This window comes from Pseudoduganella sp. jia 9, from assembly GCF_055502615.1.
In genome coordinates this window covers 359,368-384,757 of record NZ_JBUPWE010000001.1, presented here as the reverse complement: position 1 = coordinate 384,757, position 25,390 = coordinate 359,368, and the positions used below count along the sequence as shown (strand labels likewise).

At 65.3% G+C, this 25,390-nt stretch carries 23 protein-coding genes; 18 read left to right on the top strand and 5 right to left on the bottom strand.

What is annotated here, in order from left to right; genetic code table 11:
• Positions 1-17 precede the first annotated feature (17 nt).
• A complete protein-coding gene (locus ACY34H_RS01755; RefSeq protein WP_464975757.1) occupies positions 18-1,505 on the bottom strand; it encodes a murein hydrolase activator EnvC family protein in 1,488 nt (495 codons plus the stop codon).
• A 6-nt stretch (positions 1,506-1,511) separates the two neighbouring features.
• The gene (gene gpmA / locus ACY34H_RS01750) at positions 1,512-2,258 is read right to left on the bottom strand and encodes a 2,3-diphosphoglycerate-dependent phosphoglycerate mutase (protein ID WP_464975756.1); all 747 of its coding nucleotides are present in this window, start codon (positions 2,256-2,258) and stop codon (positions 1,512-1,514) included.
• Between the two features lie 103 nt (positions 2,259-2,361).
• On the opposite strand from gpmA, the gene ACY34H_RS01745 reads away from it, so the two are divergent.
• The 9 genes from ACY34H_RS01745 (at position 2,362) to ACY34H_RS01705 (ending at position 8,756) form a co-directional block, all read left to right on the top strand.
• Entirely contained in the window at positions 2,362-2,763 is a 402-nt protein-coding gene (locus ACY34H_RS01745; RefSeq protein WP_464975755.1) for a rhodanese-like domain-containing protein, read from the top strand.
• A 16-nt stretch (positions 2,764-2,779) separates the two neighbouring features.
• Positions 2,780-3,040: a glutaredoxin 3 gene (gene grxC, locus ACY34H_RS01740; protein WP_464975754.1), complete on the top strand. Its 261-nt coding sequence runs from the start codon at positions 2,780-2,782 to the stop codon at positions 3,038-3,040.
• Between the two features lie 154 nt (positions 3,041-3,194).
• Complete coding sequence (gene secB / locus ACY34H_RS01735) at positions 3,195-3,671, top strand: protein-export chaperone SecB (protein WP_464975753.1); 477 nt, start codon at positions 3,195-3,197, stop codon at positions 3,669-3,671.
• Between the two features lie 99 nt (positions 3,672-3,770).
• Positions 3,771-4,211, top strand: coding sequence for an SH3 domain-containing protein (locus ACY34H_RS01730; RefSeq protein WP_464975752.1), 441 nt, complete (start codon positions 3,771-3,773; stop codon positions 4,209-4,211).
• A gap of 1 nt (position 4,212) precedes the next feature.
• Complete coding sequence (locus ACY34H_RS01725; RefSeq protein ID WP_464975751.1) at positions 4,213-5,262, top strand: NAD(P)H-dependent glycerol-3-phosphate dehydrogenase; 1,050 nt, start codon at positions 4,213-4,215, stop codon at positions 5,260-5,262.
• A gap of 44 nt (positions 5,263-5,306) precedes the next feature.
• Positions 5,307-5,771, top strand: coding sequence for a GtrA family protein (locus ACY34H_RS01720; RefSeq protein WP_464975750.1), 465 nt, complete (start codon positions 5,307-5,309; stop codon positions 5,769-5,771).
• Positions 5,708-6,763, top strand: a complete 1,056-nt coding sequence (locus tag ACY34H_RS01715; protein WP_464975749.1) for a glycosyltransferase family 2 protein — start codon at positions 5,708-5,710, stop codon at positions 6,761-6,763. The genes ACY34H_RS01720 and ACY34H_RS01715 overlap by 64 nt, the downstream gene beginning before the upstream one ends.
• Positions 6,760-6,912, top strand: a complete 153-nt coding sequence (locus ACY34H_RS01710) for a hypothetical protein (RefSeq protein WP_464975748.1) — start codon at positions 6,760-6,762, stop codon at positions 6,910-6,912. The genes ACY34H_RS01715 and ACY34H_RS01710 overlap by 4 nt, the downstream gene beginning before the upstream one ends.
• A complete protein-coding gene (locus ACY34H_RS01705) occupies positions 6,909-8,756 on the top strand; it encodes a hypothetical protein (RefSeq protein WP_464975747.1) in 1,848 nt (615 codons plus the stop codon). Before ACY34H_RS01710 ends, ACY34H_RS01705 begins: the two co-directional genes overlap by 4 nt.
• Positions 8,757-8,770: 14 nt before the next feature.
• Here the strand turns inward: ACY34H_RS01705 and ACY34H_RS01700 are convergent, their stop codons facing one another.
• From ACY34H_RS01700 to ACY34H_RS01690, 3 genes are all read right to left on the bottom strand, one after another.
• Complete coding sequence (locus ACY34H_RS01700; protein ID WP_464975746.1) at positions 8,771-9,100, bottom strand: cupin domain-containing protein; 330 nt, start codon at positions 9,098-9,100, stop codon at positions 8,771-8,773.
• Positions 9,101-9,174: 74 nt separating this feature from the next.
• A complete protein-coding gene (locus tag ACY34H_RS01695; protein ID WP_464975745.1) occupies positions 9,175-10,542 on the bottom strand; it encodes a hypothetical protein in 1,368 nt (455 codons plus the stop codon).
• Positions 10,543-10,744: 202 nt separating this feature from the next.
• Positions 10,745-13,291 (bottom strand): TonB-dependent receptor, encoded by a 2,547-nt coding sequence (locus tag ACY34H_RS01690; RefSeq protein WP_464975744.1) that lies wholly within the window; start codon positions 13,289-13,291, stop codon positions 10,745-10,747.
• Between the two features lie 188 nt (positions 13,292-13,479).
• Between ACY34H_RS01690 and ACY34H_RS01685 the strand changes: the two genes are divergently transcribed.
• The 9 genes from ACY34H_RS01685 to ACY34H_RS01645 all read left to right on the top strand — a co-directional run bounded on the left by ACY34H_RS01685 (position 13,480) and on the right by ACY34H_RS01645 (position 25,357).
• Positions 13,480-14,472, top strand: a complete 993-nt coding sequence (locus ACY34H_RS01685) for a LacI family DNA-binding transcriptional regulator (protein WP_464975743.1) — start codon at positions 13,480-13,482, stop codon at positions 14,470-14,472.
• Positions 14,473-14,539: 67 nt separating this feature from the next.
• On the top strand, positions 14,540-16,858 hold the full coding sequence (locus ACY34H_RS01680) for a glycoside hydrolase family 65 protein (RefSeq protein WP_464975742.1): 2,319 nt from the start codon (positions 14,540-14,542) through the stop codon (positions 16,856-16,858).
• Positions 16,855-17,499 carry a beta-phosphoglucomutase gene (pgmB, locus tag ACY34H_RS01675; protein ID WP_464975741.1) on the top strand — a complete coding sequence of 215 codons (645 nt, stop codon included), beginning with the start codon at positions 16,855-16,857 and terminating at the stop codon, positions 17,497-17,499. The genes ACY34H_RS01680 and pgmB overlap by 4 nt, the downstream gene beginning before the upstream one ends.
• Positions 17,500-17,529: 30 nt before the next feature.
• A complete protein-coding gene (locus ACY34H_RS01670; RefSeq protein ID WP_464975740.1) occupies positions 17,530-18,816 on the top strand; it encodes an MFS transporter in 1,287 nt (428 codons plus the stop codon).
• Positions 18,817-18,847: 31 nt separating this feature from the next.
• Complete coding sequence (locus ACY34H_RS01665; protein WP_464975739.1) at positions 18,848-19,855, top strand: substrate-binding domain-containing protein; 1,008 nt, start codon at positions 18,848-18,850, stop codon at positions 19,853-19,855.
• A gap of 178 nt (positions 19,856-20,033) precedes the next feature.
• Positions 20,034-20,600 (top strand): RNA polymerase sigma factor, encoded by a 567-nt coding sequence (locus ACY34H_RS01660; protein WP_464975738.1) that lies wholly within the window; start codon positions 20,034-20,036, stop codon positions 20,598-20,600.
• A 24-nt stretch (positions 20,601-20,624) separates the two neighbouring features.
• Positions 20,625-21,578: a FecR family protein gene (locus ACY34H_RS01655; RefSeq protein WP_464975737.1), complete on the top strand. Its 954-nt coding sequence runs from the start codon at positions 20,625-20,627 to the stop codon at positions 21,576-21,578.
• Between the two features lie 150 nt (positions 21,579-21,728).
• Positions 21,729-24,095: a TonB-dependent receptor gene (locus ACY34H_RS01650; RefSeq protein ID WP_464975736.1), complete on the top strand. Its 2,367-nt coding sequence runs from the start codon at positions 21,729-21,731 to the stop codon at positions 24,093-24,095.
• Between the two features lie 8 nt (positions 24,096-24,103).
• Positions 24,104-25,357, top strand: a complete 1,254-nt coding sequence (locus ACY34H_RS01645) for a ComEC/Rec2 family competence protein (protein WP_464975735.1) — start codon at positions 24,104-24,106, stop codon at positions 25,355-25,357.
• The last annotated feature ends 33 nt before the right edge of the window (positions 25,358-25,390 follow it).

The following is a 25,390-nucleotide window of genomic DNA, read 5'->3' as shown; positions in this document are numbered from 1 at the left end:
TGGCACCGGTCATGTTGTCAGAACTTCACCCACCCGGCGGGATCGAACGCCCGGCCCTGATGACGCAGCTCGAAGTATAAACCCGATTCCTCGTTGCCACCGCTGTTGCCGGCGGCGGCGATGACGTCGCCGCCTTTCACCACGTCGCCGACGCGCCTGAGCAGCGACTGGTTGTTGCCATAGATACTCATGTACTGGCCGCCGTGGTCGACGATGATCAGGTTGCCGAAGCCGCGCAGCCAGTCGGCGAACACGACGCGGCCCTGGGCCACGCTGCGGATTTCGGTGCCCTCGCCGGCCAGGATGAAGACGCCCTTCCAGCTCGGGCCATCGCCGCGCTTGCTGCCGAAGCGCGCTGCCACGCGGCCGGACACCGGTGCGCGCATCTGCCCTTTCAGGCTGGCGAACGCGCCGGCCGGCGCAGCCGGCGCCAGCGCCACGTCGGCAGGCCGGGCAGCGGCTTCCTCGCGCGGCTCGGGTTTCACCGGTTCACGCTGGGCGATCCTCGGTTCCGGTTTCGGCTCGGGCCTGGATTCGGGCTTCTGGGCGATCCTTGGTTCCGGCTTCTGCGTGGACTTCTGTTCCCGGCGCTCGCGCGCCAGGCGCTCGCGTTCGGCCTTGGCCTTTGCTGCCGCCAGCGCCCGTGCTTCGGCTTCCGCCTTGGCCTTCGCGGCGCGTTGCGCGGCCAGCCGTTCCTGGCGCGCCTTCTCGGCCGCGGCGGCGCGCGCCTGCTCCTCGATCAGCTTGTTGAGGCGGACGACCAGCGCGCCCATGCGCTGTTCGTCGCGCTCGATGCGGCCGACTTCCTTGCGCTGCGTATCGAGCTTTTGCGACAAGGTCGCCACCAGTGCGGCGTGCCTGGCTTTCTGCTGTTCCAGCAGCGTTTTCTGCTGGCCTTCTTCCTGGGCGATTTCCACCAGCTCGTCACGCGCGTTCTGCGCCTCGGCCTGATTGGTTTCCACGGCCGCCAGGTTGGTGCGCAGCGATTCGATCAGGCTTGCCTGTGCCTGCGACACGTAGGACATCAGTTGCAGGTCGCGGTTGATGCGGTTCGGATTGTCGCCGGAAAGCAGCAGCTTGATCCGGTCTTCGTTGCCGGCCACGTATTGTTCGCGCAGCAGTTTCGCCAGTTGGCCCTTCTGGCTGGCGATGGTCGCCGCCAGCCGTTCGCGTTCGGCGGACAGCTCGGCGATTTTCGACGTGGTGGCGGCGGTTTCGTCGGCCAGCTCGCGCAACTGGCGGTTGGCGTTCGAGATTGCCTGTTCGGATTCGGCCAGCGTGTCGGCGGCATCCTCGCGCGCGCTTTCGGTCTGGCCGATGTCGCGCTTCAGGGCATTGAGCTTCTGCTGCAGCGCGGCGCGCTCCGCCTCGGCGACGGCCTTCTGCTTGCTGCGGTTGGTCTGTTTGGCTGCGGCGAGGGCATCGCCCCCGCCGAATGCCAGCGCCGCGGCCACGCCGAGTGCGGCAAGCCAGGCGCCGGCGCGCCGCGAACGGTTGACTGGCATCGAGCGTTACTTGGCCTTGCCCTGGTTGGCCACCGCGGCTTGCGCGGCGGCGATCGCTTCCGCATCGCCCAGGTAGTAGTGGCGGATGGGTTTCAGGTCGGCGTCCAGTTCATACACGAGCGGCTGGCCGTTCGGGATGTTCAGGCCGACGATTTCCTCGTCGCTGATATTGTCCAGCATCTTGATCAGGGCGCGCAGGCTGTTGCCGTGGGCGGAAATCAGGATCTGCTTGCCGGCCTTGATCTGCGGCGCGATTTCCTCGTTCCATGCCGGCAGCACGCGGGCCACCGTGTCCTTCAGGCATTCGGTCAGCGGAATCTGCTCTTTCGGCAGGCCGGCGTAGCGCGGGTCGTTGAACGAGGCGCGATCGTCGCCCTCTTCCAGCGAAGGCGGCGGAATGTCGTAGCTGCGGCGCCAGACCAGCACCTGCTTGTCGCCGAACTTGGCGGCGGTCTCGCCCTTGTCCAGGCCCTGCAGCGCGCCATAATGGCGCTCGTTCAGGCGCCAGTCGTTCTTGACCGGCAGGTACATCAGGTCCATTTCATCGAGCGTGAGCCACAGGGTGCGGATGGCACGCTTGAGCACAGAGGTGTAGCACAGGTCGAACGTGTAGCCTTCGCGCTTGAGCACCTCGCCGGCGGACTTCGCTTCCTTGACGCCTTTTTCGGTCAGGTCCACATCGGTCCAGCCGGTAAAACGGTTTTCGAGATTCCATGTGGACTCGCCATGACGCATGAAAACAATTTTGTACATAGAGCAATCTTCTCAGGAGGGTAGGATAGGAAATCGTCGGCCAGGGCCGTTGTTCGTCTTCTATTTTATAATGCGCGGATTGACTTCAACCAATGGAAGCTAAGTGAAATTCATCATCGACCATATCTTTCTTGTTGGCATTGCCCTGTTGTCCGGCGGCGCCCTGCTGTGGCCCGCGCTGACGCAACGGGGTAAAAAGGCGAGCCCGCAGCAGGTAACGCTGTTGATAAACCGCGCCAAAGCCACCATTGTGGACGTACGCGACGCTGCTGCTTTTGGTGAGGGCCACCTGCCGGATGCCAGGAATATTCCGCTGGCCGAACTGGCCAAGCGTAGCAGCGAGCTGGACAAGCTGAAGAACAGGACGGCCGTGGTCGTCTGCCAAAAAGGGACGCGCGCCTATGGCGCCGCAAAGATTCTGGAAAAGGCGGGATTCGCCGATGTGGTCGTTCTCGACGGCGGCATCGAAGCGTGGAAAACCCAGGGGTTGCCAATCACCAAATAAAGAAAGGATTACCGCCATGACCGCTCAAGTAACCATGTACACCACCGCCATCTGCCCTTACTGCATCCGCGCCGAGCGGCTGCTGGAAAGCAAGGGCATCAAGAATATCGACAAGATCCGTGTCGACCTCGATCCGGAGCAGCGCCAGGTGATGATGCAGAAGACGGGCCGCCGCACGGTGCCGCAGATTTACGTGGGCGAGACCCATGTCGGCGGCTTCGACGACCTGTATGCGCTGGACCAGGCCGGCCGCCTGGATCCGCTGCTGAACGGCTGACGGATCGCGGATTAATAAAATCACAACGCTGGGCAAAAAAAGGCTGGCAGGCATATTTGTTTTGCTACAATTGCCCACGCGTTTGATCCAGGCCAGCACAACCGGCTCGGGGCGGACGACGATAATCATCTGTCCATTTCATTGAAAGCGTTCCATGTCTGACGAAAACCTGCAACCCGTATTCCAAATCCAACGCGTCTACCTGAAAGACATGTCGCTGGAACAGCCGAATTCCCCGGCGATCTTCCTGGAACAGCAAGCTCCGTCGATCGAAGTGGCCCTGGACGTGGGTGCCGTGCCCCTGCAGGAAGGCATCTTCGAATCCACGGTGACGATCACCGTGACCGCCAAGGTAGCCGACAAAGTGGCGTTCCTGGTGGAAGGCAAGCAGGCAGGTATCTTCGAAGCACGCAACATCCCGGCCGAACAGCTCGATCCGCTGCTGGGCATCGGCTGCCCGAACATCGTGTACCCGTACCTGCGTGCAAACATCGCCGACCTGATCACCCGTGCCGGTTTCCCGCCAGTGCACCTGGCCGAGATCAACTTCGAAGTGTTCTACCAGCAGCGCCTGCAGGCGATCGCTGAACAGCAGGGCAAGGCTGCCGAAGGCACCAACACCGTTCAGTAATCGGCTGAACCGAAGCGGCCCGGCGATCTCGCCTGCCGCTTTCCCCCATATCAAAGGCCCATTGCGGCCTTTGATCATTTTGGACGAAAGTTTTTTGCAATGAGTATTACCCGCTTGATAATAGGGGCCGCTCTGCTGCTGAGCACCGCCAGCTGGGCTGCCGATTTCAAGACGGTTGGCGCGGCTCCCGCCGTGCTGTACGACGCGCCTTCTACGAAGGGCGTCAAGCTGTTCATCGTGCCGCGCGGCGCGCCGCTGGAAATCGTGCTGACCTATGGCGACTGGGTCAAGGTGCGCGATGTGTCCGGCGACCTGGCCTGGACGCCCGCCCGCGGCCTTTCTTCCCGCCGCAACGTCATCGTGCGCGTGCCGAACGTCAAGGTTCGCACGGCCGAGGACGACACGTCCGCCGTGGTGTTCACGGCCGACAAAGGCGTGCTGCTGGAGCTGGGCGAGCCCGGCGCGAACGGCTGGATCAAGGTTCGTCACCGCGACGGCCTGGCCGGTTTCGTCCGCAGCAGCGACATCTGGGGTATTTGACATGCAAGAGAAACAACCGAGCCGGCGCCGTATTACCGTACTGGGCGCCGGTGCCTGGGGCACGGCCGTCGCGATCGCGGTGGCTGCGCGCCATGATGTGATGCTGTGGGGCCGCAACGCCGAGGCCATGGCCGAGATTGCCGCTGCACGCGACAACACGCATTACCTGCCGGGCTTCCCGTTTCCTCCCGCACTACAGGTCACGGCCGATTTCGACGCGGCGGTTGCCCATGCCCAGCGCGATAGCGACGGCCACGATGGCCTGCTGATCGCGGCAACGCCGGTGGCCGGCCTGCGGCCGCTGCTGCACAGCCTGAAAGGCCGGCCGATTCCCAACCTGGTCTGGCTGTGCAAGGGGTTCGAATACGAAACGGGACTGCTGCCTCACCAGATCTTCCATGAAGTGCTGGGCGACGATATCGCCGGCGGCGCGCTGTCCGGCCCATCGTTCGCGCAGGAAGTGGCCCGCGGCCTGCCGTGCGCACTGACCATTGCTTCCACCTCGGCTGCCTTGCGCGACTGCGTGGTGGCGGCAGTGCACGGCGGCACGATGCGTGTCTATTCAAGCGACGACCTGATCGGCGTGGAGGTCGGCGGTGCCGTCAAGAACGTGATGGCCATCGCCACCGGCTGCGCGGACGGCATGGGCCTGGGCCTGAATGCCCGCGCGGCGCTGATCACCCGTGGCCTGGCCGAAGTGACCCGGCTGGGAACAGCGCTGGGCGGCAATATCGAAACATTCATGGGCCTGACCGGCATGGGCGACCTGATCCTCACCTGCACCGGCGACCTGTCGCGCAACCGCCGCGTGGGCCTGGCCCTGGCGCAAGGCAAGGCGCTGGAGACGATCGTGGCCGAACTGGGCCACGTGGCCGAAGGTGTGCCGTGCGCCAAGGCCGTACGCGAACTGGCGGCCCGGCTGGGCGTGGACATGCCGCTCACCAACGGCGTGGCATCGATGCTGTTCGACGGCGTCAAGCCGGAAGTGCTGGTGGCCCGGATGCTGGCCCGCGATCCCCGCGATGAGACACTTGCCCCTGCTTCCAAGTAAGCTTTGATCCAATCGAAGTCGTTCGCTGAAAGGCATGGATAGACTTGACGGGTCCGCTTGCCCGTTTGTCATCCATGCCCACTCGCCTTTTCTCTGCCATGACCGGCGCCCGCGCCAATTTCTCGGTGCGCAGCCTGCTCGCCTTCCTGTGCGTCGGCGGTGCGTCCACGGCGGCCCATTACCTGGTCATGCTGTTGCTGATGCGCGCCGGCTTGCCGGCCGTGATTGCCTCCGGCATCGGCTTCACCCTGAGCGCGCTGCTGAACTACCTGCTCAACGAGCAGCTCACCTTCCACAGCGATGAACAGCGCCGTGTCACCGCGCCCCGTTTCGCGGTCGCGGCGGCGACCGGGCTGTTGCTGAATCACCTGTTGCTGTCCGCGCTGATGCGCGCTGGCCTCACCACCGTACCTGCCCAACTGCTGACCACCATGGGAGTGATCATATGGAACTACTGCATCCATGGCGCCTGGACTTTTCGAAGCCACCGGAACTGCGGCCGCAACTGAGGCCGGCGCCTGTCGTCAGCCTTGTACTGCCGTGTTTTAACGAGCAGGAGGTGCTGCCGGAAACCACGCGCCGGCTGGTTGCGCTGCTGGCCCGGCTCGAAGCCGGCGGCTGCGCCGCGCCGGGCAGCGCGATCTACTATGTCGACGATGGCAGCAGCGATTGCACCTGGCGCCTCATCGGGGAATATGCGGCGGCGTATCCCGCCGTCTGCGGCATCAAGTTGAGCCGCAACCGCGGGCACCAGAACGCGCTGCTGTGCGGCCTTCTGACGGCACCGGGCGAAGTGCTCGTCAGCCTCGATGCCGACCTCCAGGATGACCTCGAAGCCATTCCCCGCATGCTGGACAGCTATCTCGCCGGCAGCGAAATCGTCTACGCGGTGCGGCGCTGCCGCGCTGCGGACAGCTTCTTCAAGCGTACCAGCGCGGAAGCGTATTACCGGCTGCTGGGGCTGCTCGGGGTGCAGGTACAGTTCAACCACGCCGATTTCCGCCTGATGAGCCGCCGCGCGATCGAAACCCTGCGCGGCTACGAGGAAACCCATCTGTTCCTGCGCGGCCTGATCCCCCAGCTCGGGTACCGCACATCGGTGGTCGAATTCGAACGCGCGGCGCGCTTCGCGGGCACATCGAAGTACCCGCTGCGCAAGATGCTGTCGCTGGCGTGGCAGGGCGTGACGTCGTTTACCGCCTATCCGCTGCGCCTGATCACCGGCGTCGGCGCACTGGTGTCGCTGGGTAGTTTGCTGCTGGCTGCGTGGGCGCTGGGCATCCGCATGTTCACGCACGAGGCGCTGCCAGGCTGGGCTTCCGTCGTCATTCCGATGTACCTGCTGGGCGGCGTGCAATTGCTGAGCCTGGGCATCATCGGAGAATACCTGGCCAAGGTGTACGAATCGACGAAAAAACGGCCCCGCTTCCATGTCGAAGCCGTCTGCGGCAACAACTTCGGCAACAGCGTCGGCAACAGCGTCGGCAAGGATAAATCATGAGCCGGCTTTCCACGGCACTGGTGTCGAAAGTGCCGGCCGGTGTGTCGGCGTGTTCCGCCACCGTGTACTTCGCCTGCAGCGAGGGCATTCGCAACCACTTCGCAATGCTGTGGCAGGCAATGCGCGCGGTTGCGGAACACCTGCGGTGAGCGCGTTCTGCTACCTGCTGCTGGGCGCGTGGACCGCGGCGCTCGTGGCGCGGCGCTTTGGCAACGAACGCGATCTGGTGGCCGTAACGGTCTTCTTCGGCGCACTGCTTCTTCCTTTCCATGGTTTGGGCGTGCTGGAACTGTTGAACGGCCAGCCCGTCGCAAGCCTCGGCAATGCAATACTGTTGCTGCTGGCGCCGGCATTGGCACTGTCGTTGACGCTGTCGTTGACGCCATATCGGCTTCCCTCCACTTCCGCTGTACCTGCGCCGCCTCGCGTGCGCCCGGGCTTCCTGCCGTGGCTGACCCTGGCCGTTTTCGTACTGGCTGGCCTGATGCTGGCCTTTGGCCGGCCCCAGGGATACGAGGTGGCGGCCTACCACCTGCCGCTGTCCGTCAACCTGCTGCAGACGCATTCGCTGATGGCATGGGACAGCAACTTCCCCCATACCTTCCCTGCCAATGCCAGCGTGCTGTGGGCAGTATTGCTCGACGGGCTGCCGGAACGCCTCGTGTCGAGCGCGAACGTGTTGCTCCTGGTGCCGCTGCTCCTGGCCGTGTTTACCCTGTGCCGGCTGGCCAATGCGGATCGCAAGGCTTCGCTGTACGCCTGCTGCGGCTTGCTCGGCGTGCCGATGATCGCGTTTTCCTCGGTGGAGCTGGGCGCCGATATCGGCGGTATCGCCTTCGCGGCACTGGCGATGTGCTTCGTCCTGTCGCCGTTGCGCCCGGCGCCGTCGATGGCCCTGGCGGGGCTGTGCATGGGGCTGGCGATCGGATTCAAGAGCCTGCACCTGTTGAGCGCCGTGGCGATCGGTCTGGTGGCCTGCGCACGCGGCGGCAATGTGACGGGCGCACTGCGCAATGCGGCAGTGTTCGGCGTGGTGGCATTGCTGGCAGGCGGCTTCTGGCTGCTGCGTAACGCAATCGAGCTCGGCAATCCACTGCACCCCGTCGGCGTGCCGCTGGTCGGCAAATGGCTGGGCTGGCTGCCGTCGGCGGATTTCAATCCATCGCTGCGCAGCATCACCGAGCGCGAATGGGTCAGCGATGCATGGCAGTGGCTAATTTATCCATGGACGGAATCGCAGCACTTTGGCCAGAACTTCAAACACAGTTCGGGTTTGGGGGCCTTCGTTGCCGCAGCCATTCCGGGCACGGTGGTGGCGCTCGGCGCGGCGATGGCGCGCGACGGCCTGCGCTTGCATCGCGTGCCCCTGTCATTGTTGTTCGCGGTGCTGTTCATCGTGGCCGCGTGGGCGCTGCTGGGCGACCGGCAACCGCGCTACGTGCTCGCTGCGCTGCCGCTGGCGCTGCCACTGCTGGCATGGGCAGTCACGCAGGCAGCAGGCCAATGGCGGCGCGTGTTCGATATCGGCCTCGCCGTCTGCATCGTGGCGATGCTGGGCGTATTCCTGTCGCGCCAGGTGTTGCAGTTCGGCGACCGCATTGTGCTGTCCCGGCAGACGTCACGGCCGGCATTCTATGAATATCCCGCCCTTGTCGATTCCTTGCCGGCCGGGTCGACGATCCTGAATACCGCGGACCGGAGCTGGCACTATCCGCTATTCGGCGCGGCGCTGTCGAATCGCGTCGTCAGCATGCCGGAAGGCCGGCGCATGCTGGGTGTACCGCCAAGCCTGAGCGCGCCGCCCGAGCTCGGACTGGCAGCCGGACCTTTGCGCGCGGCCGGCGTGACGCATGTATTTGTGGCCGGCAGTCATGTCACGGCCGGCGATTGCCTGCAACTGGAAAACGTTGCCCAGGTGGACCGTAATCCCCTCAACGGCAAACCGCTCGGCAGTCCGCGCGTGCTGTACGAGGTACGCTATCTGTGCCCGTAGCGGCCGCAGGCGAATCAGCTCTTCAGCAAGATCGTCAGCAGCGCCACCGAATCGGCCACCGCCGTCAACGCGTGCGGCGTCGCGCCGGCAAGGTACAGCATTTCGCCGCCATGCAGCGTTGCCGTGCGGCCGTGCGCATCCACGGCGATTTCGCCGGACAGGCATTGCAGCGTGATTTCACCCTTGACCCAATGTTCGGGCATGGTTTTTCCGGCCGGCAGTACCAGGCGGATCAATTCGACGTCGTCGGTCTTGGCCAGGGCGATCGAGGAAAATTGCGAGCCGTCTTCATCGCTGCGCTGCAATGCGAAGACCTGGCCGGATGAGGCGTGTTGCAGAGCCATGAGCACTCCCGTGTGTGAACGTTGTGCTCATCTTATCAAACCGGCAGGCGATGCCGCGCTGCATTGAAAAGGGCTCAGGAACCGGGCTGTGCCAGCGCCCGGGCATTTTCCTTCAAGGCACCGCAGGCAATCAGCGCGTCGATATCCTTGGCCCGGCCGCGCAGCGACTGCGTCGACGATTGCGCCAGCACGTCGCGCCAGTGCGCCTCTTCCACTGTATCGCTTTGCTGCGCCGCGCCTGGAACGGCGTCGCGCGTGGCGTTCTGCCTGGCTGACGCGGCGGTGAATGGCCAGCGGGTTTCCCTGGGTACGTATGCGGTACGCTCCGTCAGCAATTGCTCCATGCGCCCGGCTGCCGCCTTCATCTGCTCCGGCGCCGGCGCGCCGCTGGCGTGCAACTGGAGAATTTCCCTGGCCACCGCCATTTCGGGAATGATGAAGTCCTTGAGCAGAAAGTAATACCGGTGCTGGGCTGTCACTGCCGCCACGCCGGCCTGCTTCACGACAGCGCCATCGCGATCGATTGACGCCCCTGGAGCGCATCCGTCTTTCATCGACTGCACCACCGCGGTATCGAACGCATGCGCCACCGATGTGACCGCCACCGATTCGCGCACATCCTCGTGGAAAATCGCCAGCAGCCGGGCCAGCTCGGCCTGTACCTGCGCATCGAATCCGGACTTCTGCCTGTCGACCTTCTTCGACAGCGCGGCGAGCTGGCTTGCCGCTGGATCGCGGCAGGTTTCCACCAGTTCGCCGGTGAACGTGAAGACGTTCTTTTCCAGCAGCGCCTGGCATTGCCGGTAGGTGCCGGTCAGTTCCTCCAGGTTGGCGGCGATGCTGCCGACGTTCGCCGCCGCGTTCGGCGGCTTCGCGTTCGACGCATCGATGGCATTCTTGCCGAGGAATAGCGAACCGGCGCCGCCGGCCACGATCAGGAAGGCGGCGGCCAGCAGGGCCAGCTTGCGCTTCGGCGAGGACTGGACTTCATGGCCATAGAAAACATTCCGTACTTTCGGCCGCTGCCCGAGGTGCAGGCAAATCGTCGGCCAGCCCCAGACCAGCACCGATGACTGGCCCGCGGCTTGCCGGCTGGCGCTCAGCGCGGCCGCATGCGCCTGCACCCGGGCATCGTCCGGCCCGGCCGACAGCACGATGAATGTATCGGCCGGATGGGGAAAGTCCGCCGCATCCGCCAGCGCGGCATCGATATCGGCCGGCGTCAGCGGCTGGCCGTAGCGCTCGGTCCGCCCCTCGATGCGCAAGGCGATCACCCGGCCGTCGGCTGACTTCGCCCATGCGTCCACGCCGTTTTTCCGCTGGCCGGCGCTACCCCAGCGGCGCATGCGGGTCTCATGGACGTCGGACAGCAGGGCGATGGACAAACGCTCGAAATCCTGCCAGTTCGACGGGCGGGAAAAGTCGTTCGCAGGAAGGGTCATGGGAACTCCGGTACGGCCTGTAAAGACCGCGATATTAGCAGGCAGCCGGACATTGGCAATGTGCCCGCGCGCATGGCTGCCACGCCAGGCCCGTGGCAACCATGAAAAAAAGCGGCCCGCGGGCCGCCAAAGCGAGATCGGGCAAGATGGTCCTTGACGCCGCCTTGCCCGTGGGACATCTCAAGAGGTCGGAAGCGGCACCTCAGAAGCGGTACATCACCGATGCTTCCCAGGTACGGCCGAACAGCGGACGCGCGTTGATCGGGCCGCTGCCGCCGGTGGTCAGGCGGGAATTGCCTTCGGTCAGGCCCAGTTCGTTGTTCAGGTTGCTGCCGCTGACACGCAGTTCGATCTTCTCGCCCAGCCGGTACACGGCGCCCAGGTCGACCGTTTTATAGGATGGCAGGTACTGCAGGTTGGCCTGGTCGGCCCAGCGCTCGCCGATATACGTGTAGGTGCCGTACAGCCGCAGTTCGTTGTCGCCCATCGGGATCCGGTACGACGGCGTGAAGCGCCCTTGCAGTCTCGGTTGCCGCTGCACCTGCTTGCCGGCCGTTGCCGGGTTGTCCTTGTACTCCGAATCCTGCCAGTTGCCGGTCAGCGTCAGGGTCAGGTCGCGCACGGGCCGCACGGCCAGTTCGAATTCGACGCCCTGCCCTTTCGAGCCGCTGGTGGAATTGAGGATGGTGCCATCGGCCAGGATCTGCTGGAACGCGATGCCGTCGAAATCGGTACGGAAGTAATTCACATAGGCGCTGTACAGCGGCGACGCGGTCTTGAAGCCCACCTCGAACTGCTCGACGGTCGGCGTCGGCAACAGGCCGCGGTCGTTCACACTGGCCTGCGTGCCGGCGTTGCGCAGGTCGTCGAAGGCGATGAACGTGTGGCCGCGGTTGGCGCGGGCGAACACGCTGGCGTCGCGGGCCAGCTTGAAGTTGCCGCCGATCGTGAACGAGTTGGCCGTGTCGGTACGGGTCAGCGCCGTGTTCGAACTGGTGGGCATCGACGTACCGTTGTTGTACACGGTCAGCGGATTGTTGTCGGTGTCGCCGGTGGTCAGGTTCGATACCGTGGCATCGAGCTTTTGCCGTTCGCGGCGAATGCCGCCATCGACCTTGATGCGGTCATTGATCTTCCATTCGTTGGCGATGAACAGCGCCGTGTTGCTGCCGTCGTAGGAGGCCACCGGCGCATAGTTGACCGGCCCTTCCTTGCCGCCGTTCGACACGACGACACCGTTATCCAGGCGCACGTCGATCAGCCGGGCATTCGGCGTGGCCGTCATCAGGTGGCTGTTGCCCAGGTACCAGACGTCGTCCGACGAATAATTGGCGAAGTAGCCGCCGATCGTCACGGTGTTGTCCTTCATCCACTCGCGGCTGACACGGAGCTCGTTGGTGGCCGATTGCAGCTGCTTTTCGACCGCCCACAGGCCGGCCTGCACCACCTGCTGCGTGTCGGCGACCGGCGTGCCATCGAGGTAGGTAGCGGTTGCCGTGGTCGCGACACTGCCCGCCACGGCATTCCGATACGAGGACAGTGCCCCGGCGTTGTATGCGGCCATCGCCAGCGGGTTATTCCCGGTGAACATGGCGATCGTGTTCAGGTCGCCGTCGAAATAATTGAACTTGTTCGACACATTCCAGCCGCCGATCGTCTGCGCGAAGTCGATGCCGAACACGGTCGACTTCAGGCCGCGGCCGTCGCCCAGGTCGTAGTTCAGCGTGCGGCCGGGGCCGGCTTCCACCGTGAAGCGGCGCATTTCGCCGCTCATCAGCGTGCCCGTCAGCGGATCGAAGCCGGGGAATTCCGTGATCGTGCGGCCTTCGTTCGACGAGATCAGCGGTACACCCGTATAGAAGGCGTTCTTGTCGTCGGTGCGGCGCGCGTAGAACGTGACTTCGCCGCCGTCGAGCTTGCGGGTCAGCGTACCGGTCAGCTGCGTGCCCTTGTCGGCCGGGAAGCCGGCGTCGCGCACGCCGTTGGTGTTGCGGTAGAAGCCGCCAATGGTGCCATACCAGTTGTCGGCGATCTTGCCGCCATAGAAGACGTCGACGCGGCGCAGTTCGCCGGTGCCGGTCGAGAAACGGATCGAGCCTTCCGGCGTGTCGGTGCCCTTCTTCAGGATGAAGTTCATCGTGGCGCCGGGCTGGCCGTTCGAGAAGATCGTGCTGGGGCCGCCCCGCAGCACTTCAACGCGCTCCACCGTGTCGTCGAGACGGAACGCCGACGAGCCTTCGAAGAACGACAATGTCGGCACCGGATAGATCGGGTTGCCCATCAACTGTACGGACACGAAAGGCGAATCCGAGCCGGACGGGAAACCACGCACTTCGATATTGGCGCCCGACTGCCCGCCGGTCGCTTCCGCGTACACGCCCGGCACCAGCTTCAGGATGTCGGCCGTGCTGCTGGGCGCCGCCTGCCGCAGTTGTTCCTCGGTGGCGGTGGTGATGGAGAACGCCGAGTCCAGCTTGCGCACGCCGCCGGTGGCAACGCCCGTCACCACCACCTGTTGAATTTCAGCCTGGACGGCCGCACCGCCTTCCTGGGCACCGCCGCCGGAGGCACCGGATGCGTCCTGGACCGCTGCGGCCGGCTGTGCCGCTTCCTGGGAAGCAGCCACCGGTGACGCCACTTCCTGCGGCGCCGCCGGTGGCGCCACTTCCTGCGGCGCGGCGGCGCGCGCCTGGCTTGCGAGCGCGAGGATGGCAAGGGAAATCGAGGACAGCAGGAACCTGTTGTTCATGGCAATTTTGCTTTCATTGTGAATTGTCGTCTCCGGACAATGCGCCCCGATGGCGCCGCCGCTGGTCTGTGTGACAACATTGAAGCGCACAAATGACATCGATGTCAATCGAAATGCTATCGATGTCATTTCGCGTGACAACAGTGTTGGATCTGTCATAATGCGTCCAACTTTTTTCAGGAAACATGATGCCCGCCGCTAAACCCGACACCGGATTGACGATGGAAGACCTGGCCGCGCTGGCGGGCGTCTCCAAGATCACCGTGTCGCGCGCGTTGCGCAACAGCCCGCTGGTGACGGAAGCCACCCGCGACAAGGTGCGCCGCGTGGCCGAAGAGCAGGGCTACCGCTTCAATGTGAGCGCTCGCAACCTGCGCATGGGCCGCTCGTACTCGGTGGCGGTTGTGGTGGAAATGACACCTGCGAAGGGCCGGCCGATGTCGGATCCCTATCCGCTGGAACTGCTGGGCGGCATTACGCAGGAATTGACGACGGCCGGCTACAGCGTCGTGCTGACGTCGAAACAGCTGCTCGACACGGCGCCGGTACGTGGCGCCGACGGCCTGATCCTGCTGGGCCAGGGCTCGCACGGCGAAGCCGTGACGGCGCTGAAGAAAGCCGGCCTGCCGCTGGTCGTCTGGGGCGCGCCGGAAGCGGAGTCCGATACCGTAGTGGTCGGCAGCGACAACCGCAAGGGCGGCATCAGCGCGGCGCACCGGTTCCTCGAACTGGGCCGCAAGAAGCTGGTGTTTCTCGGCGATGTCGACCACGCCGAGGTGCAGGAACGCTGTGCCGGCTTCATCGAGGCGATCGGCAGCCAGGGCAGCGTGCACATCATGCGCCCGAAAGCCTTCACGTTCGAGGCCGGCTTCGACTGCGTCTCGGCCCTGCTGAAAAAGAAAAACCAGGGCTTCGACGGCGTGTTTGCCGCCAGCGACCTGCTGGCGATGGGCGCGATCCGCGCGCTGGCGGAAAAGAACCTGCGCGTGCCGGAAATCGTGTCCGTCATCGGTTACGACGATACGCCCGGCGCCGCCAGCTTCGTACCGCCGCTCACCTCGGTTCACCAGTACCTGCGCGACGGCGGCGTGCTGCTGGCGAAAAAAATGCTGGACCTGATCAATGGCCAGCCCGTCAGCTCCGAAATACTGTCCACCACACTGATGGTGCGGCAGACCTGATTTCCCATCGAACGGCCCCGCGGGGCGATTTTTTACATGGTATTCAAACCGGTTTGAAGGAGACAAGATGCAAGCCCAGAAGCACCGCTTTCCCCCTGACCCCTGGTCGCTGCGCGAGGCGGCGCCGGACCCCGCGACCCACTTCCTGAACGAGACGCTGTTCGCCCTGGGTAACGGGTATATCGGCGTGCGCGGCACGGCGGAAGAAGGCTGGAGCGGGCCGGCCGGCACGTCGCGCGACGGCACTTACCTGAACGGCTTTTACGAATCCGAGCCGATCCATTATCCGGAAACGGCGCATGCGCTGGCCCGGACCAATCAGTTCATGCTGAATGTGCCGAATGCCAAGGGCATCGCGATCTGGCTCGACGAAGAATGCTTCGATCCGCTGCAAGGCGAACTGAAGGACTACCAGCGTTCGCTGGACCTGCGCCAGGGCGTGCTGGAACGCTCGCTGACATGGACGTCGCCATCCGGCCGGTCGATCGCACTGCGCAGCCGCCGGCTGGTATGCCTGGACAACCGCCACCTGCTGGCACTGGAAGTGAACGTCACGCCGCTGAACTTTTCCGGCACGCTGCGCATCGTGTCGTCGCTGGAAGGTGCCGTGCAGAACCTGGAAGCAGGCGACGATCCGCGCATCGGTTCGGCTGTCTCCGGCGCGTCGCTGCAATTACTGTCGGCGGAACAGGAAGGCGATTTCAGCGCGCTGGTGCAGCGCACCCGTAACAGCGGCTTCATGCTGGTCAGCGCCACGCTCACCGAAGCGCCAGCGGAGGCACGGTGCAGCCGCGACGACCTGCGGCTTGAACAGTCGTATGCGATGGCCGTGACGCCGGGCGAAAAGATCACCGTGCGCAAATACGCCTGCTATCACACGTCGCGCGACTATCCGGAAGCGGAACTGATGCCGCGCAGCTGCGAGCTGCTGGACGGGGCCAAGCGCGAAGGTTTCGAGGCGCTGGCCGCGCGCCAGGCCGCTTACCTGGCGGACTTCTGGCAACAGTCCGACGTGGAAATCGATGGCGACGACCTGCTGCAGCAGGGGATCCGCTTCAATCAATACCACCTGCTGCAATCGGTGGGCCGCGACGGCAAGACCAACATCTCGGCCAAGGGAGTCACCGGCGAAGGGTATGAAGGCCACTATTTCTGGGACACGGAAATCTACATCTTCCCCTTCTTCCTGTACAACAAGCCGGAAATCGCCCGGGCCCTGCTGGAGTACCGTTGGGCTGGCCTGGACTCGGCACGCCGCCGCGCGCGCCAGATGTCGCACCCGAAGGGCGCGCTCTACCCGTGGCGCACCATCGCCGGCGAGGAATGCTCGGCCTACTTCCCGGCCGGCACCGCGCAGTACCACATCAATGCGGACATCGCCTATTCGATCCGCCAGTACCTCGACGCGACAGGCGACGACGACTGGCTGCGCGCGCACGGCGCCGAGATCGTGATGGAAACGGCGCGCATCTGGACCGGCATCGGCGGCATCGACCGCCACGGCCGCTTCGTCATCAACGAGGTGACGGGGCCGGACGAGTACACGGCCCTGGTCAACAACAACTACTACACCAACGCGATGGCGCAGGCCCACCTGGAATTCGCCGCCGCCATCGCGGCCAGGCTTGCCGCGCAGTTCCCGGAAGACTACGCGCGCATCGCCCGATCGATGGCGCTCGACCCGGCCGAACCGGAAGAATGGGCCAACGCCGCGCGGCTGATGTTCCTGCCGTATGACGCGGAACTGCGCATCCACGAGCAGGACGACAGCTTCCTGTCGAAGAAGCCGTGGGACTTCGCCAACACGCCGCCGGCCAATTACCCGCTGCTGCTGAACTATCACCCGATGGTGATCTACCGGCACCAGGTGTGCAAGCAGGCCGACGTGGTGCTGGCGCTGCTGCTGCTGTCGTCGCGCTTCGGGCAGGACGACAAGCGGCGCGATTTCGACTACTACGAGGCGGTGACCACGCACGACTCGTCGCTGTCGTCGTGCATCTTCTCGATCGTGGCCGCGGAAGTGGGTTATGCCGACAAGGCCTACGACTACTTCATGGAAACCGCCCGCCTCGACCTGGACGACACGCACGGCAACACCTGCCACGGCGTGCACACGGCGGCAATGGCGGGCGCCTGGCTGGGCGTGGCCTATGGCTTCGGCGGCATGCGCACCGATGGCGGCAACCTGCGCTTCTCCCCCACCCTGCCGGCACGCTGGCAGGGCTACCGGTTCCGCATCCAGTTGCGCGGCTGCCTGCTGCAGGTCGGCGTGAGTGCTGCCGGCACCACCTACCGCCTGATTCAGGGCGAATCGCTGCAGTTCACCCACCATGGCAAGCCGGTCGCGCTGACCGCCGCCCAACCCGAACACCAGGAGGCCGCATGAGCCCATTGTCCCAGTTCAAAGCCGTGATCTTCGACCTCGATGGCGTGCTCACCGATACCGCCCGCTATCACTACCTGGCCTGGAAGCGGCTGGCCGAAGCGCAGCGCGTGCATTTCGACGAGGCGTTCAACGAACACCTGAAGGGGATCGACCGGATGGGGTCCCTGGAGCTGATTCTGGCGTCCGCCAAGCGCAGCTATAGCGATGCGGAAAAACTGGCGCTGGCCACGGAGAAGAACGAACATTACAAGGAACTGATCGCCACGATGACGCCGGCCGACCTGCTGCCCGGTGCCGTCGAGGCGCTCGACGGCGCGCGCGCGGCCGGACTGAAAATCGGCCTCGCCTCCGTCAGCCGTAACGCGTTCGAGGTGCTGGACCGGCTCGGCATCACCGGCAAGTTCGATTACGTGGTCGATGCCGGCACGATCGCGCGGGGCAAGCCCGATCCGGAGATCTTCCTCAAGGCGGCGCGTGAACTTGGCGTGGCGCCTGGCGACTGTTTCGGCGTGGAAGACGCGGTGGCCGGGGTGGCATCGATCAAGGCGGCCGGGATGTATGCGATCGGTGTCGGCGATCCCAAGGTGCTGGCGCAAGCCGACATCGTGATCCCGGACCTGGCGGCGTTCTCCCTGAGCTGACCAATATAAAAACAACCGGGAGGAGACACCATGCAACGCCGCCGTATCCTGTTCATCCTGTTCCTGATTTACTTTGTTTTCGCGATCCTGCTCAACAGCGTGGGGACCGTGATCCTGCAGGTCATCAACAACTACGGCGTGGCCAAGTCCGCCGCCAGCGTGCTGGAAGGGTTCAAGGACCTGCCGATCGCCGTCGTGTCGTTCCTGGTCGCGTCGTTCCTGCCGCGGCTGGGCTACAAGCGCGCGATGCTGGCCGGCCTGGCCATCGTCACCTGCGCCTGCGTGGCGATGCCGCTGGTGCCGGGCTTCGCCACCGCGAAGCTGCTGTTCCTGTGCGTGGGCGTGGCCTTCGCACTGGTGAAGGTGTCGGTCTACTCGACACTGGGCCTGGTCGCCACCAGCCGCAAGGAGCATGCCGGCATCATGAACACGCTGGAAGGCTTTTTCATGGTGGGCGTGCTATGCGCTTACTGGGTCTTCAGCTTCTTCATCGATTCCGCCGACCCGCGCTCGCAAAGCTGGCTGAACGTCTACTGGCCGCTGGCCGCGCTATGCGCGCTGACCTTCCTCCTGCTGCTGGGTACCCGCTTCGACGAACGGCTGGCGGCGCCGCCGGCAGGCAGCACGCCGGCGCAGGATTTCGCCGCCATGCTGAAGCTGTTCTTCAAGCCGCTGGTGTGCGTCTTCGTCGTCACCGCCTTCCTGTACGTGCTGATCGAGCAAAGCGTGGGCACCTGGCTACCGACCTTCAACAACGAGATCCTGCACCTGCCGGCGGCGATGAGCGTGCAGGTCACCAGCATCTTCGCGGCCTGCCTGGCGATCGGGCGGCTGTCGGCCGGCGTGGTGCTGCGCAAGCTGCACTGGTACCCGGTGATGAACGGCTGCCTGATCGGCATGGGCGCCGTGGTGCTGGTGGCGCTGCCGCTGACGCAGGGCGTGGTACCCGATGCCGGCATCACCTGGTTCAACGCGCCGGTGGCTACCTTCCTGTTCCCGCTGATCGGCCTGTTCATGGCGCCGATCTACCCAGGCATCAATTCGGTGATGCTGAGCTCCCTGCCGCAGCACCAGCATGCGCCGATGACGGGCTTGCTGGTGATTTTCTCGGCGCTGGGCGGCACCACGGGATCGCTGGTCACGGGCTACGTGTTCGGCGCCTTCAGCGGCCATTTCGCGTTCTACCTGACGCTGGTGCCGATTGCCGTGGTGCTGGTGATGCTGTTCCTGTTCCGCCGCGCGGTGGAGGGCGCCAACGGCGGCGGCACGCAGGGCTCCGCTATAATCGGCGGCGAATCGCCCCCGCTCGGGCACTGACCGCCGTCCCGCTCCACTGCCCTGCCGCCGCATGAACCTGAAAGCCCTGGCCGACACGCTCGGCATGTCGAAGACCACCGTCAGCCGCGCGCTGAACGGCTATCCGGAAGTGTCCGCGGCCACGCGCGAGCGCGTGCTGGCCGCGGCGGCGGCCAGCGGCTACCGTGCCAATCCGGTGGCGCGCCACCTCGCCGTCGGCCGCAGCAATGTGCTGGGCATTCTCTACCCGCTGCTGCCGGCCGACCTGGGCGACCCGATGTTCCTCGACGTGGTGGGCGGCATTTCCGCCGCGCTGGAAGCGGCCGGCATGAACTTCATTATCGCGCCGGTATCGCCGTCGAACGAACTGCCCTCTTACCAGCAGATGGTGCTGGGCCGGCGCGTCGACGGCCTGGTTGTCAGCCGCACGCTGGTGGACGATCCCCGCATCGCGTTCCTGTCCGAGGCAGGGTTTCCGTTCGTCGCGCATGGCCGCACCAACGCCAGCGAACACCATGCCTGGTTCGATTACGACAACGCCGCCGGCATCCGCCTGGCGCTCGATGCCTTGCTGGCGAAAGGACATCGGCGCATCGCCCTGCTCGGCTCGCCGCAAACCCTGAACTTTGCGCGGCAGCGGCGCGACAGTTTCATCGATCACCTTGCCAACGCCGGGCTGGCCGTCGATCCCCGTTACCTGATCGAATCGGCGATCGACCGGCGCAGCGGTTACCAGGCGATGCAGCAGTTGCTGGCCTGCGCCGAGCGGCCGACGGCGGTGATCGTCGACAGCCACCTGTCCGGCGTGGGCGCCGTTCGGGCCCTGCTCGATGCGGGGATCGACATCGGGCGCGACATGTCGCTGGTGGTGTGGGGGCGCATGGCCGATGCGCTGGCCGGGCTGGACGTGGCGACCATCGATCAACCCGATGCGCGGGCAGCCGGTGCGAAGATGGGGGCAATGCTGCTGGCGCTGCTGGAGGGGGTGCCGGCAGCGTCGCTGCAGGAATTGTGGCAACCGGTGCTGGTGCCGGGGACGACGATCGGGCAGCGCGCGTAACAATGCAGGCCATGGCCGGGCGAACCTGGGCGGGAGCAGTTCAGGGAACCTTGGCCCGTGCACCCGCCAGCCCTTGCCGGTTCGTCACTGCCCGGTCACATGCACCCGTTATGCTGATGTCGATTTTTTGTCTCGTTCCATACCGGAATTTCGAACGCCGCTCGTCTATCAATCAGAGATGCTCAACGACCTGGACGAATGGTTTACCCGAGAAGTGCTTCCGTTGGAAGGCATTCTGATGCGCTACCTGCGCCAGAACTGGCGCGACGGTTCGGAATGGCTCGACCTGCGCCAAGAGGTCTACGTGCGCGTGTACGAATCGGCCCGTGGCGGCCTGCCCGAGCGCACGGCACCGTTCCTGCTGGCGACCGCACGCAACCTGCTGATCGATCGCGCACGCAGGAGCCACGTCGTGTCGATCGAATCGTATGCCGAACTCGACGACCTTTCGGTTTGCGAACTGACGCCGGAACGCCATGCGAGCGGACGGGCCGAGCTGAACGTGCTGCTGGAGGCGCTCGAATCCCTGCCGCCGCGCTGCCGCGAGGTGGTGGTGCTGCGCAAGGTGGAGGGCTTGTCTCAACGCGACGTGGCAACCGAGATGGGCATCAGCGAAGATACCGTCGAAAAGCAGATCGCGAAAGGCATGCGCTACATTGCGGATCGCCTGTTCGGCCGCGGCATCGGCGCCGACATCGTCAAGCTGGAGCGCAAGCAGCGCAATCAGCGCAAGCAGGCCGGGTAAACGTCATTGGATGAACGAAGCGGAATGAACGAAGCGAACGAATCTGCGCAGGCGGTCGAGGCTGAAGCTGCGCAATGGCTGGCCCGCCAGCATGGCGAACGGTGGAACCCCGGCTTGCAACGGGAACTGGATGCCTGGATAAGCGCCGACCTCAGGCACCGGTTGGCCTACCTGCGGCTGCACGCTGCCTGGGAACGGGCCGATGCCCTGTCCGGCCAGGCCGTTGTGCGTCCCGTTGTGCGTCCCGTTGTGCGCCCCTTCCTGCAGCGCTTCCCGATCTGGCGCCAGGCCGCCGGCGTGCTGCTGGCCTGCGGCCTGGCCGCCACGCTGGTGCCCAGGTTCGACTGGCGGCAGGGCGAGCGCTACGCCACCCGCACCGGCGAGAATCGGACCATCGCGCTGGCCGACGGCTCGCGCCTCACGCTCAACACCGCCACCCGCCTGCGCACCGCACCCGACGGCCAGCGCAAGGTATGGCTCGATGGCGGCGAAGCCTATTTCGATATCGCCCACGATCCCTCCCATCCATTCGTGGTGGAAGCGGGCAGCAGCCGCGTGACGGTGCTGGGCACGCGCTTCACGGTACGGCGTGACGGCGACAGCACGCGCGTGCTCGTCGAACAGGGTCGCGTGGGGCTGAGTGAGCACAACGCCTCGGTACAGGTCGGCCGCAACCAGGAGGCCACTGCCGAGGCAGGCCGCATCACGCGCACCGAGGTCGGCGCGTCGCGGACCGCGCAGCGCCTGGCGTGGCGCCAGGGCCGCATCGTGTTCGACCAGACCACGCTCGGGGTCGCGGCCGCCGAATTCAACCGCTATAACGACCGGAAGCTCGTCATCGCCGATCCTGCCGCTGCCGGCATCCTTATCGGAGGCAGCTTCGCACCGTCAAACGTCGATGGCTTCGTGCGCCTGCTCGAACAGGGATTCGGCCTGCACGCAAAGCGCAGCAGCGACGAGATCGTCATCACTCAGTGACATGGATGCGCCGTGCATCGCCCGCACAGGGTGATGCACCATTTCAAGAACGCGTACCGGATTTTGCAGCCTTGTCCGTCTTACTGGGAGGCAGCACCAAATAGCCCTCGGCAAACCGCGGCGGGCTCCCCTACGCAAGGAACAAGGAAAATGGCGAATCCAAAACTGATCGGCGCACTGTGCGCCCTCACCTTCTGCGGCACCCTGCATGCCCAGATGCAGGCAATCGATATTCCCGCCGGCGAACTCAAGTCTGCACTCGACCGCTACGCGCAGCAGACCGGCGCACAACTGCTGTATCGCACCAGTGACGTGGCGGGCCGCCAGACGAGCGGCGCGCGTGGACAGCTGTCCTCCGATCAGGCGCTCGAAGCGCTGCTTGCCGGCACCGGCCTTGCGGTGCGGCGCGACAACGGTGCCATCGTGGTCTTTCGCGAAGGGGCCGGCTCGACCGCAGCAGCAGCAACCGATGGTGCAGCGGATCAGGACACGGAACTCAACACGGTGACGGTAACCGCCCAAAAGCGCACCCAGTCAGCCCAGGATGTGCCGATCGCGATGACTGCGCTGTCGGCGCGAACGCTCGACTCCCACCGCGTCCAGAATCTGCAGGATGTCGCTCGCCTGACGCCGGGCCTGCTGGTGTCGGCCTTCAGCCAGGCCAATCCGACCATTGCGATCCGCGGGGTCAGCAATACGTTCTCGCAGATCGGCGTCAACAAACCGGTTGGCGTGTTCGTCGATGACGTCTTCATCCCCCGTAACAGCGCGGCCAGTTTCGAACTGTTCGACCTCGAATCGGTCGCCGTCCTGAAGGGTCCGCAAGGTACCCTGTTCGGCCGCAATGTGACCGGCGGGGCGATCGTGATCACCACCCAGCGCCCGGATCCGGGCGCGCTTGGCATGGAAGCCGAACTGGTGGCCGGCAACCATGGCGAGCGCCACGCCAAGGGCCTGATCAACATCCCGCTCGGCGAGCGGACGGCCGTCAAGTTCTCGGCCTCGAGCCGCCAGCGCGACGGGATCGGGCACGACCGCCTGACCGGCCGCGAGCAGGACGACATCGACAGCCAGAACTTCCGTGCCCAGCTCCTGACGCGCCCCGCGCCGGGCCTGGAAGCCACCTTCAGCGCCGACTACGGCAAGGACAGCAATGGCGGCCGTACCCTGTCGTCCGACACGCTTGGCGACGACGGCGACATCCGCACCTCCGAATTGGGCGTCGAACAAGGCTACGAGCGCACCATCAAGGGCGCATCTGCCAAGCTGGCCTGGCAGTTGCCGGCCGGCGAACTGACTTCGATCAGCGCCTGGCGAAAGTCGGCGGCCAGCGAAGATTACTCGGGCGTCGGCGCAAACTACAGGTTCCTGACGAGTGGCAGCCAGAGCATCACCCGCGACGAAGACGAGATCTCGACTTTCTCGCAAGAGCTGCGTTACGCCAGCCCAAAATGGGCGCGAGGAAACTTCGTGGCCGGCCTGTACTACGCGGACGAAGACGGCGAGCGCCTGCTCGGCACCCGCGGCCTGGCTGCCCGCAGCGGTGCCCTGGCCACGTCCACCCTGGCTGAGCAGCGGGTCGACAGCCGCAGCGCCGGTGTGTTCGCCGACGGCGTTCTGCACCTGCAACCTTCGCTCGACCTGACGCTGGGCGCGCGTTATACCCGCGACCGCAAGACCGCCAGCCTCGTGCGCAGCGATGTGCTGCGCCCGGCCAGCAGCTTCAGCGTGCAAGACTTGAGCCACACCTGGAGCGAAGTGACCCCGCGCGCTGTGCTGACCTGGCGTGCGGCGCCCGGGGTGATGACGTACCTGAGCGCGACGCGCGGCTTTACCAGCGGCGGCTTCAACGCCGATGCGGCCACCGCGGCCGCCTTCCGCTCGCCGTTCGAGCCCGAAACTGTCGACAACTACGAGCTGGGCATGAAATCGCAGTGGCTGGAGAACCGGCTGCGCGTGAATGCCTCGTTGTTCCGCATGAAGTATCGCGACAAGCAGGAACTGGTCTTCAACAACCTGACCGGTTTGCTGAACATCTTCAACGCCGGCAAGGCCACCGTCGACGGCAGCGAAATCGAACTGGCCTGGAAACCGCTGCGCTGGCTCGACCTGTCGGCCAACTTCGCTTACCTGGACGGCCGCTACGACCACTTCGTGCTCGGCAACGTCAACAATAGCGGCAATCCGATGTCGAATTCACCGCGCCGCCAGGCCGGTGTCGCCGCCGACCTGCGCTATCCGGTGTCGTTCGGTACCCTTGTCGCGGCCGCCAGCTACGCATGGAAGGACACCTACAACAGCGGCGCCGCCAACGATCCGAACCTGCAGCTGGCTGGGTTCGGCCTGGCGAACCTGTCGGCCGGCGTGGAAACACTCGACGGCCGCTGGCGCCTGCTGGCCTGGGTCAAGAATGCCAACGATACCGAGTATTTCCTGACCCGCTCGACCCAGGTCGTGCGCGCCAGCTATGCCGGCGAGCCGCGCACGTACGGCGTGAGCCTGACGGGACGTTTCTGATGGCGATCATGAATAGCAAACGGCGCCTGCTGCTGGGCGCCCTGCTCCCGCTGGCGGCGGGCGCCGCACCATTCGGGGCGCGGGCCGCCCCCGAGCGCATCGGCACCGCGCTGGCGCCTTGGCGCCCGGGCTGGCTGGACATCCACCACCTGGCGACCGGGCGTGGCAACGCGACGTTCGTCATGTTCCCGGACGGCACCAGCATGCTGATCGATGCCGGGGCATCCCTCAACGGCCTGGATGTCTCGGTGGCGCCGCGTCCCGACGCCAGCCGCCGGCCGGGCGAATGGATCGCCCGCTACCTGCGCCGCCACCTGGCAAAGGCTGGCCTCGAGGGCCTGGATTACCTGCTGGCGAGCCACCTGCACCCGGATCACACGGGCGACGTCGATGCGCGATCGCCACTCGCGGCAGGTGGCGCCTACCGCCTCGGTGGCGTGACCGACGTTGCCGAGCTGGTTTCAATCGACACCGTGGTGGACCGCGGTTATCCGGACTATGATTACCCGCTGCGTTTCGATGCGCCGTTCGCAGACAACTACCGCGCATTCATCGCAGCCCGGCGCAAGGCCGGCAAGCAGGTCGAGGTTTTCCGGGTCGGCAGCACCGACCAGTTCACTGGACGCCGGCACTACCCCACCGGGGCCACCTTCGAAGTGCGCAATATCGCCGCCAGCGGCGAGGTCTGGACCGGGGACGGCAACACCACGCGCAAGCTGTTTCCTCCGCTGTCGTCGCTGCCGCGTGCCGATTGGCCGAACGAAAACCAGTGCTCGGCGGCGATCCGCATCGCCAGCGGCCGCTTCAGCTACTTCACGGCGGCGGACATGACCAGCTACACCCAGGATGACGCCTTGCCCTGGCAGGACGTGCTGGGGCCAGCCGCGCGTGCCGCCGGCCCGGTCTCGGTCGCGACGGCAGATCACCACGGGATGTTCGACGGACTGAGCGCCGCCGTCGTACGCACGCTCAGGCCGCGGGTGTGGGTGATCCCGTCCTGGCACATCGTGCATCCCGACATGCTGCAGCTCGAACGCATGTTCAGCGAACGGCTGTATCCGGGACCGCGCGAGGTGTTCGCCACCACGGTCATGCGCGAAAACCTGCTGGCCAACGGCCGCCTGACGCGCAGGCTGCACAGTCACGACGGCCATGTGGTGGTGAGGGTGCCGCCCGGCGGCGAGCGCTTCTACGTGGCGGTGACCGGGAACGGCAACGAAAGCGACACGGTGAAGCTGGTGACCGAGCAGTTCGCCGCCTGACCGGGCGCCGGGCAGAGGCGTACGGCAAAACTC

Coding starts and splice junctions, on each gene's coding strand:
- ACY34H_RS01710 (WP_464975748.1), top strand. CDS start 6,760: ATGAGCCGGCTTTCCACGGCACTGGTGTCGAAAGTGCCGGCCGGTGTG.
- ACY34H_RS01730 (WP_464975752.1), top strand. CDS start 3,771: ATGAGTATTACCCGCTTGATAATAGGGGCCGCTCTGCTGCTGAGCACC.
- grxC (WP_464975754.1), top strand. CDS start 2,780: ATGACCGCTCAAGTAACCATGTACACCACCGCCATCTGCCCTTACTGC.
- ACY34H_RS01665 (WP_464975739.1), top strand. CDS start 18,848: ATGAACCTGAAAGCCCTGGCCGACACGCTCGGCATGTCGAAGACCACC.
- ACY34H_RS01725 (WP_464975751.1), top strand. CDS start 4,213: ATGCAAGAGAAACAACCGAGCCGGCGCCGTATTACCGTACTGGGCGCC.
- secB (WP_464975753.1), top strand. CDS start 3,195: ATGTCTGACGAAAACCTGCAACCCGTATTCCAAATCCAACGCGTCTAC.
- ACY34H_RS01655 (WP_464975737.1), top strand. CDS start 20,625: ATGAACGAAGCGAACGAATCTGCGCAGGCGGTCGAGGCTGAAGCTGCG.
- ACY34H_RS01670 (WP_464975740.1), top strand. CDS start 17,530: ATGCAACGCCGCCGTATCCTGTTCATCCTGTTCCTGATTTACTTTGTT.
- ACY34H_RS01715 (WP_464975749.1), top strand. CDS start 5,708: ATGGAACTACTGCATCCATGGCGCCTGGACTTTTCGAAGCCACCGGAA.
- ACY34H_RS01755 (WP_464975757.1), bottom strand. CDS start 1,505: ATGCCAGTCAACCGTTCGCGGCGCGCCGGCGCCTGGCTTGCCGCACTC.
- ACY34H_RS01685 (WP_464975743.1), top strand. CDS start 13,480: ATGCCCGCCGCTAAACCCGACACCGGATTGACGATGGAAGACCTGGCC.
- ACY34H_RS01690 (WP_464975744.1), bottom strand. CDS start 13,291: ATGAACAACAGGTTCCTGCTGTCCTCGATTTCCCTTGCCATCCTCGCG.
- ACY34H_RS01680 (WP_464975742.1), top strand. CDS start 14,540: ATGCAAGCCCAGAAGCACCGCTTTCCCCCTGACCCCTGGTCGCTGCGC.
- pgmB (WP_464975741.1), top strand. CDS start 16,855: ATGAGCCCATTGTCCCAGTTCAAAGCCGTGATCTTCGACCTCGATGGC.
- ACY34H_RS01650 (WP_464975736.1), top strand. CDS start 21,729: ATGGCGAATCCAAAACTGATCGGCGCACTGTGCGCCCTCACCTTCTGC.
- ACY34H_RS01695 (WP_464975745.1), bottom strand. CDS start 10,542: ATGACCCTTCCTGCGAACGACTTTTCCCGCCCGTCGAACTGGCAGGAT.
- gpmA (WP_464975756.1), bottom strand. CDS start 2,258: ATGTACAAAATTGTTTTCATGCGTCATGGCGAGTCCACATGGAATCTC.
- ACY34H_RS01700 (WP_464975746.1), bottom strand. CDS start 9,100: ATGGCTCTGCAACACGCCTCATCCGGCCAGGTCTTCGCATTGCAGCGC.
- ACY34H_RS01645 (WP_464975735.1), top strand. CDS start 24,104: ATGAATAGCAAACGGCGCCTGCTGCTGGGCGCCCTGCTCCCGCTGGCG.
- ACY34H_RS01660 (WP_464975738.1), top strand. CDS start 20,034: ATGCTCAACGACCTGGACGAATGGTTTACCCGAGAAGTGCTTCCGTTG.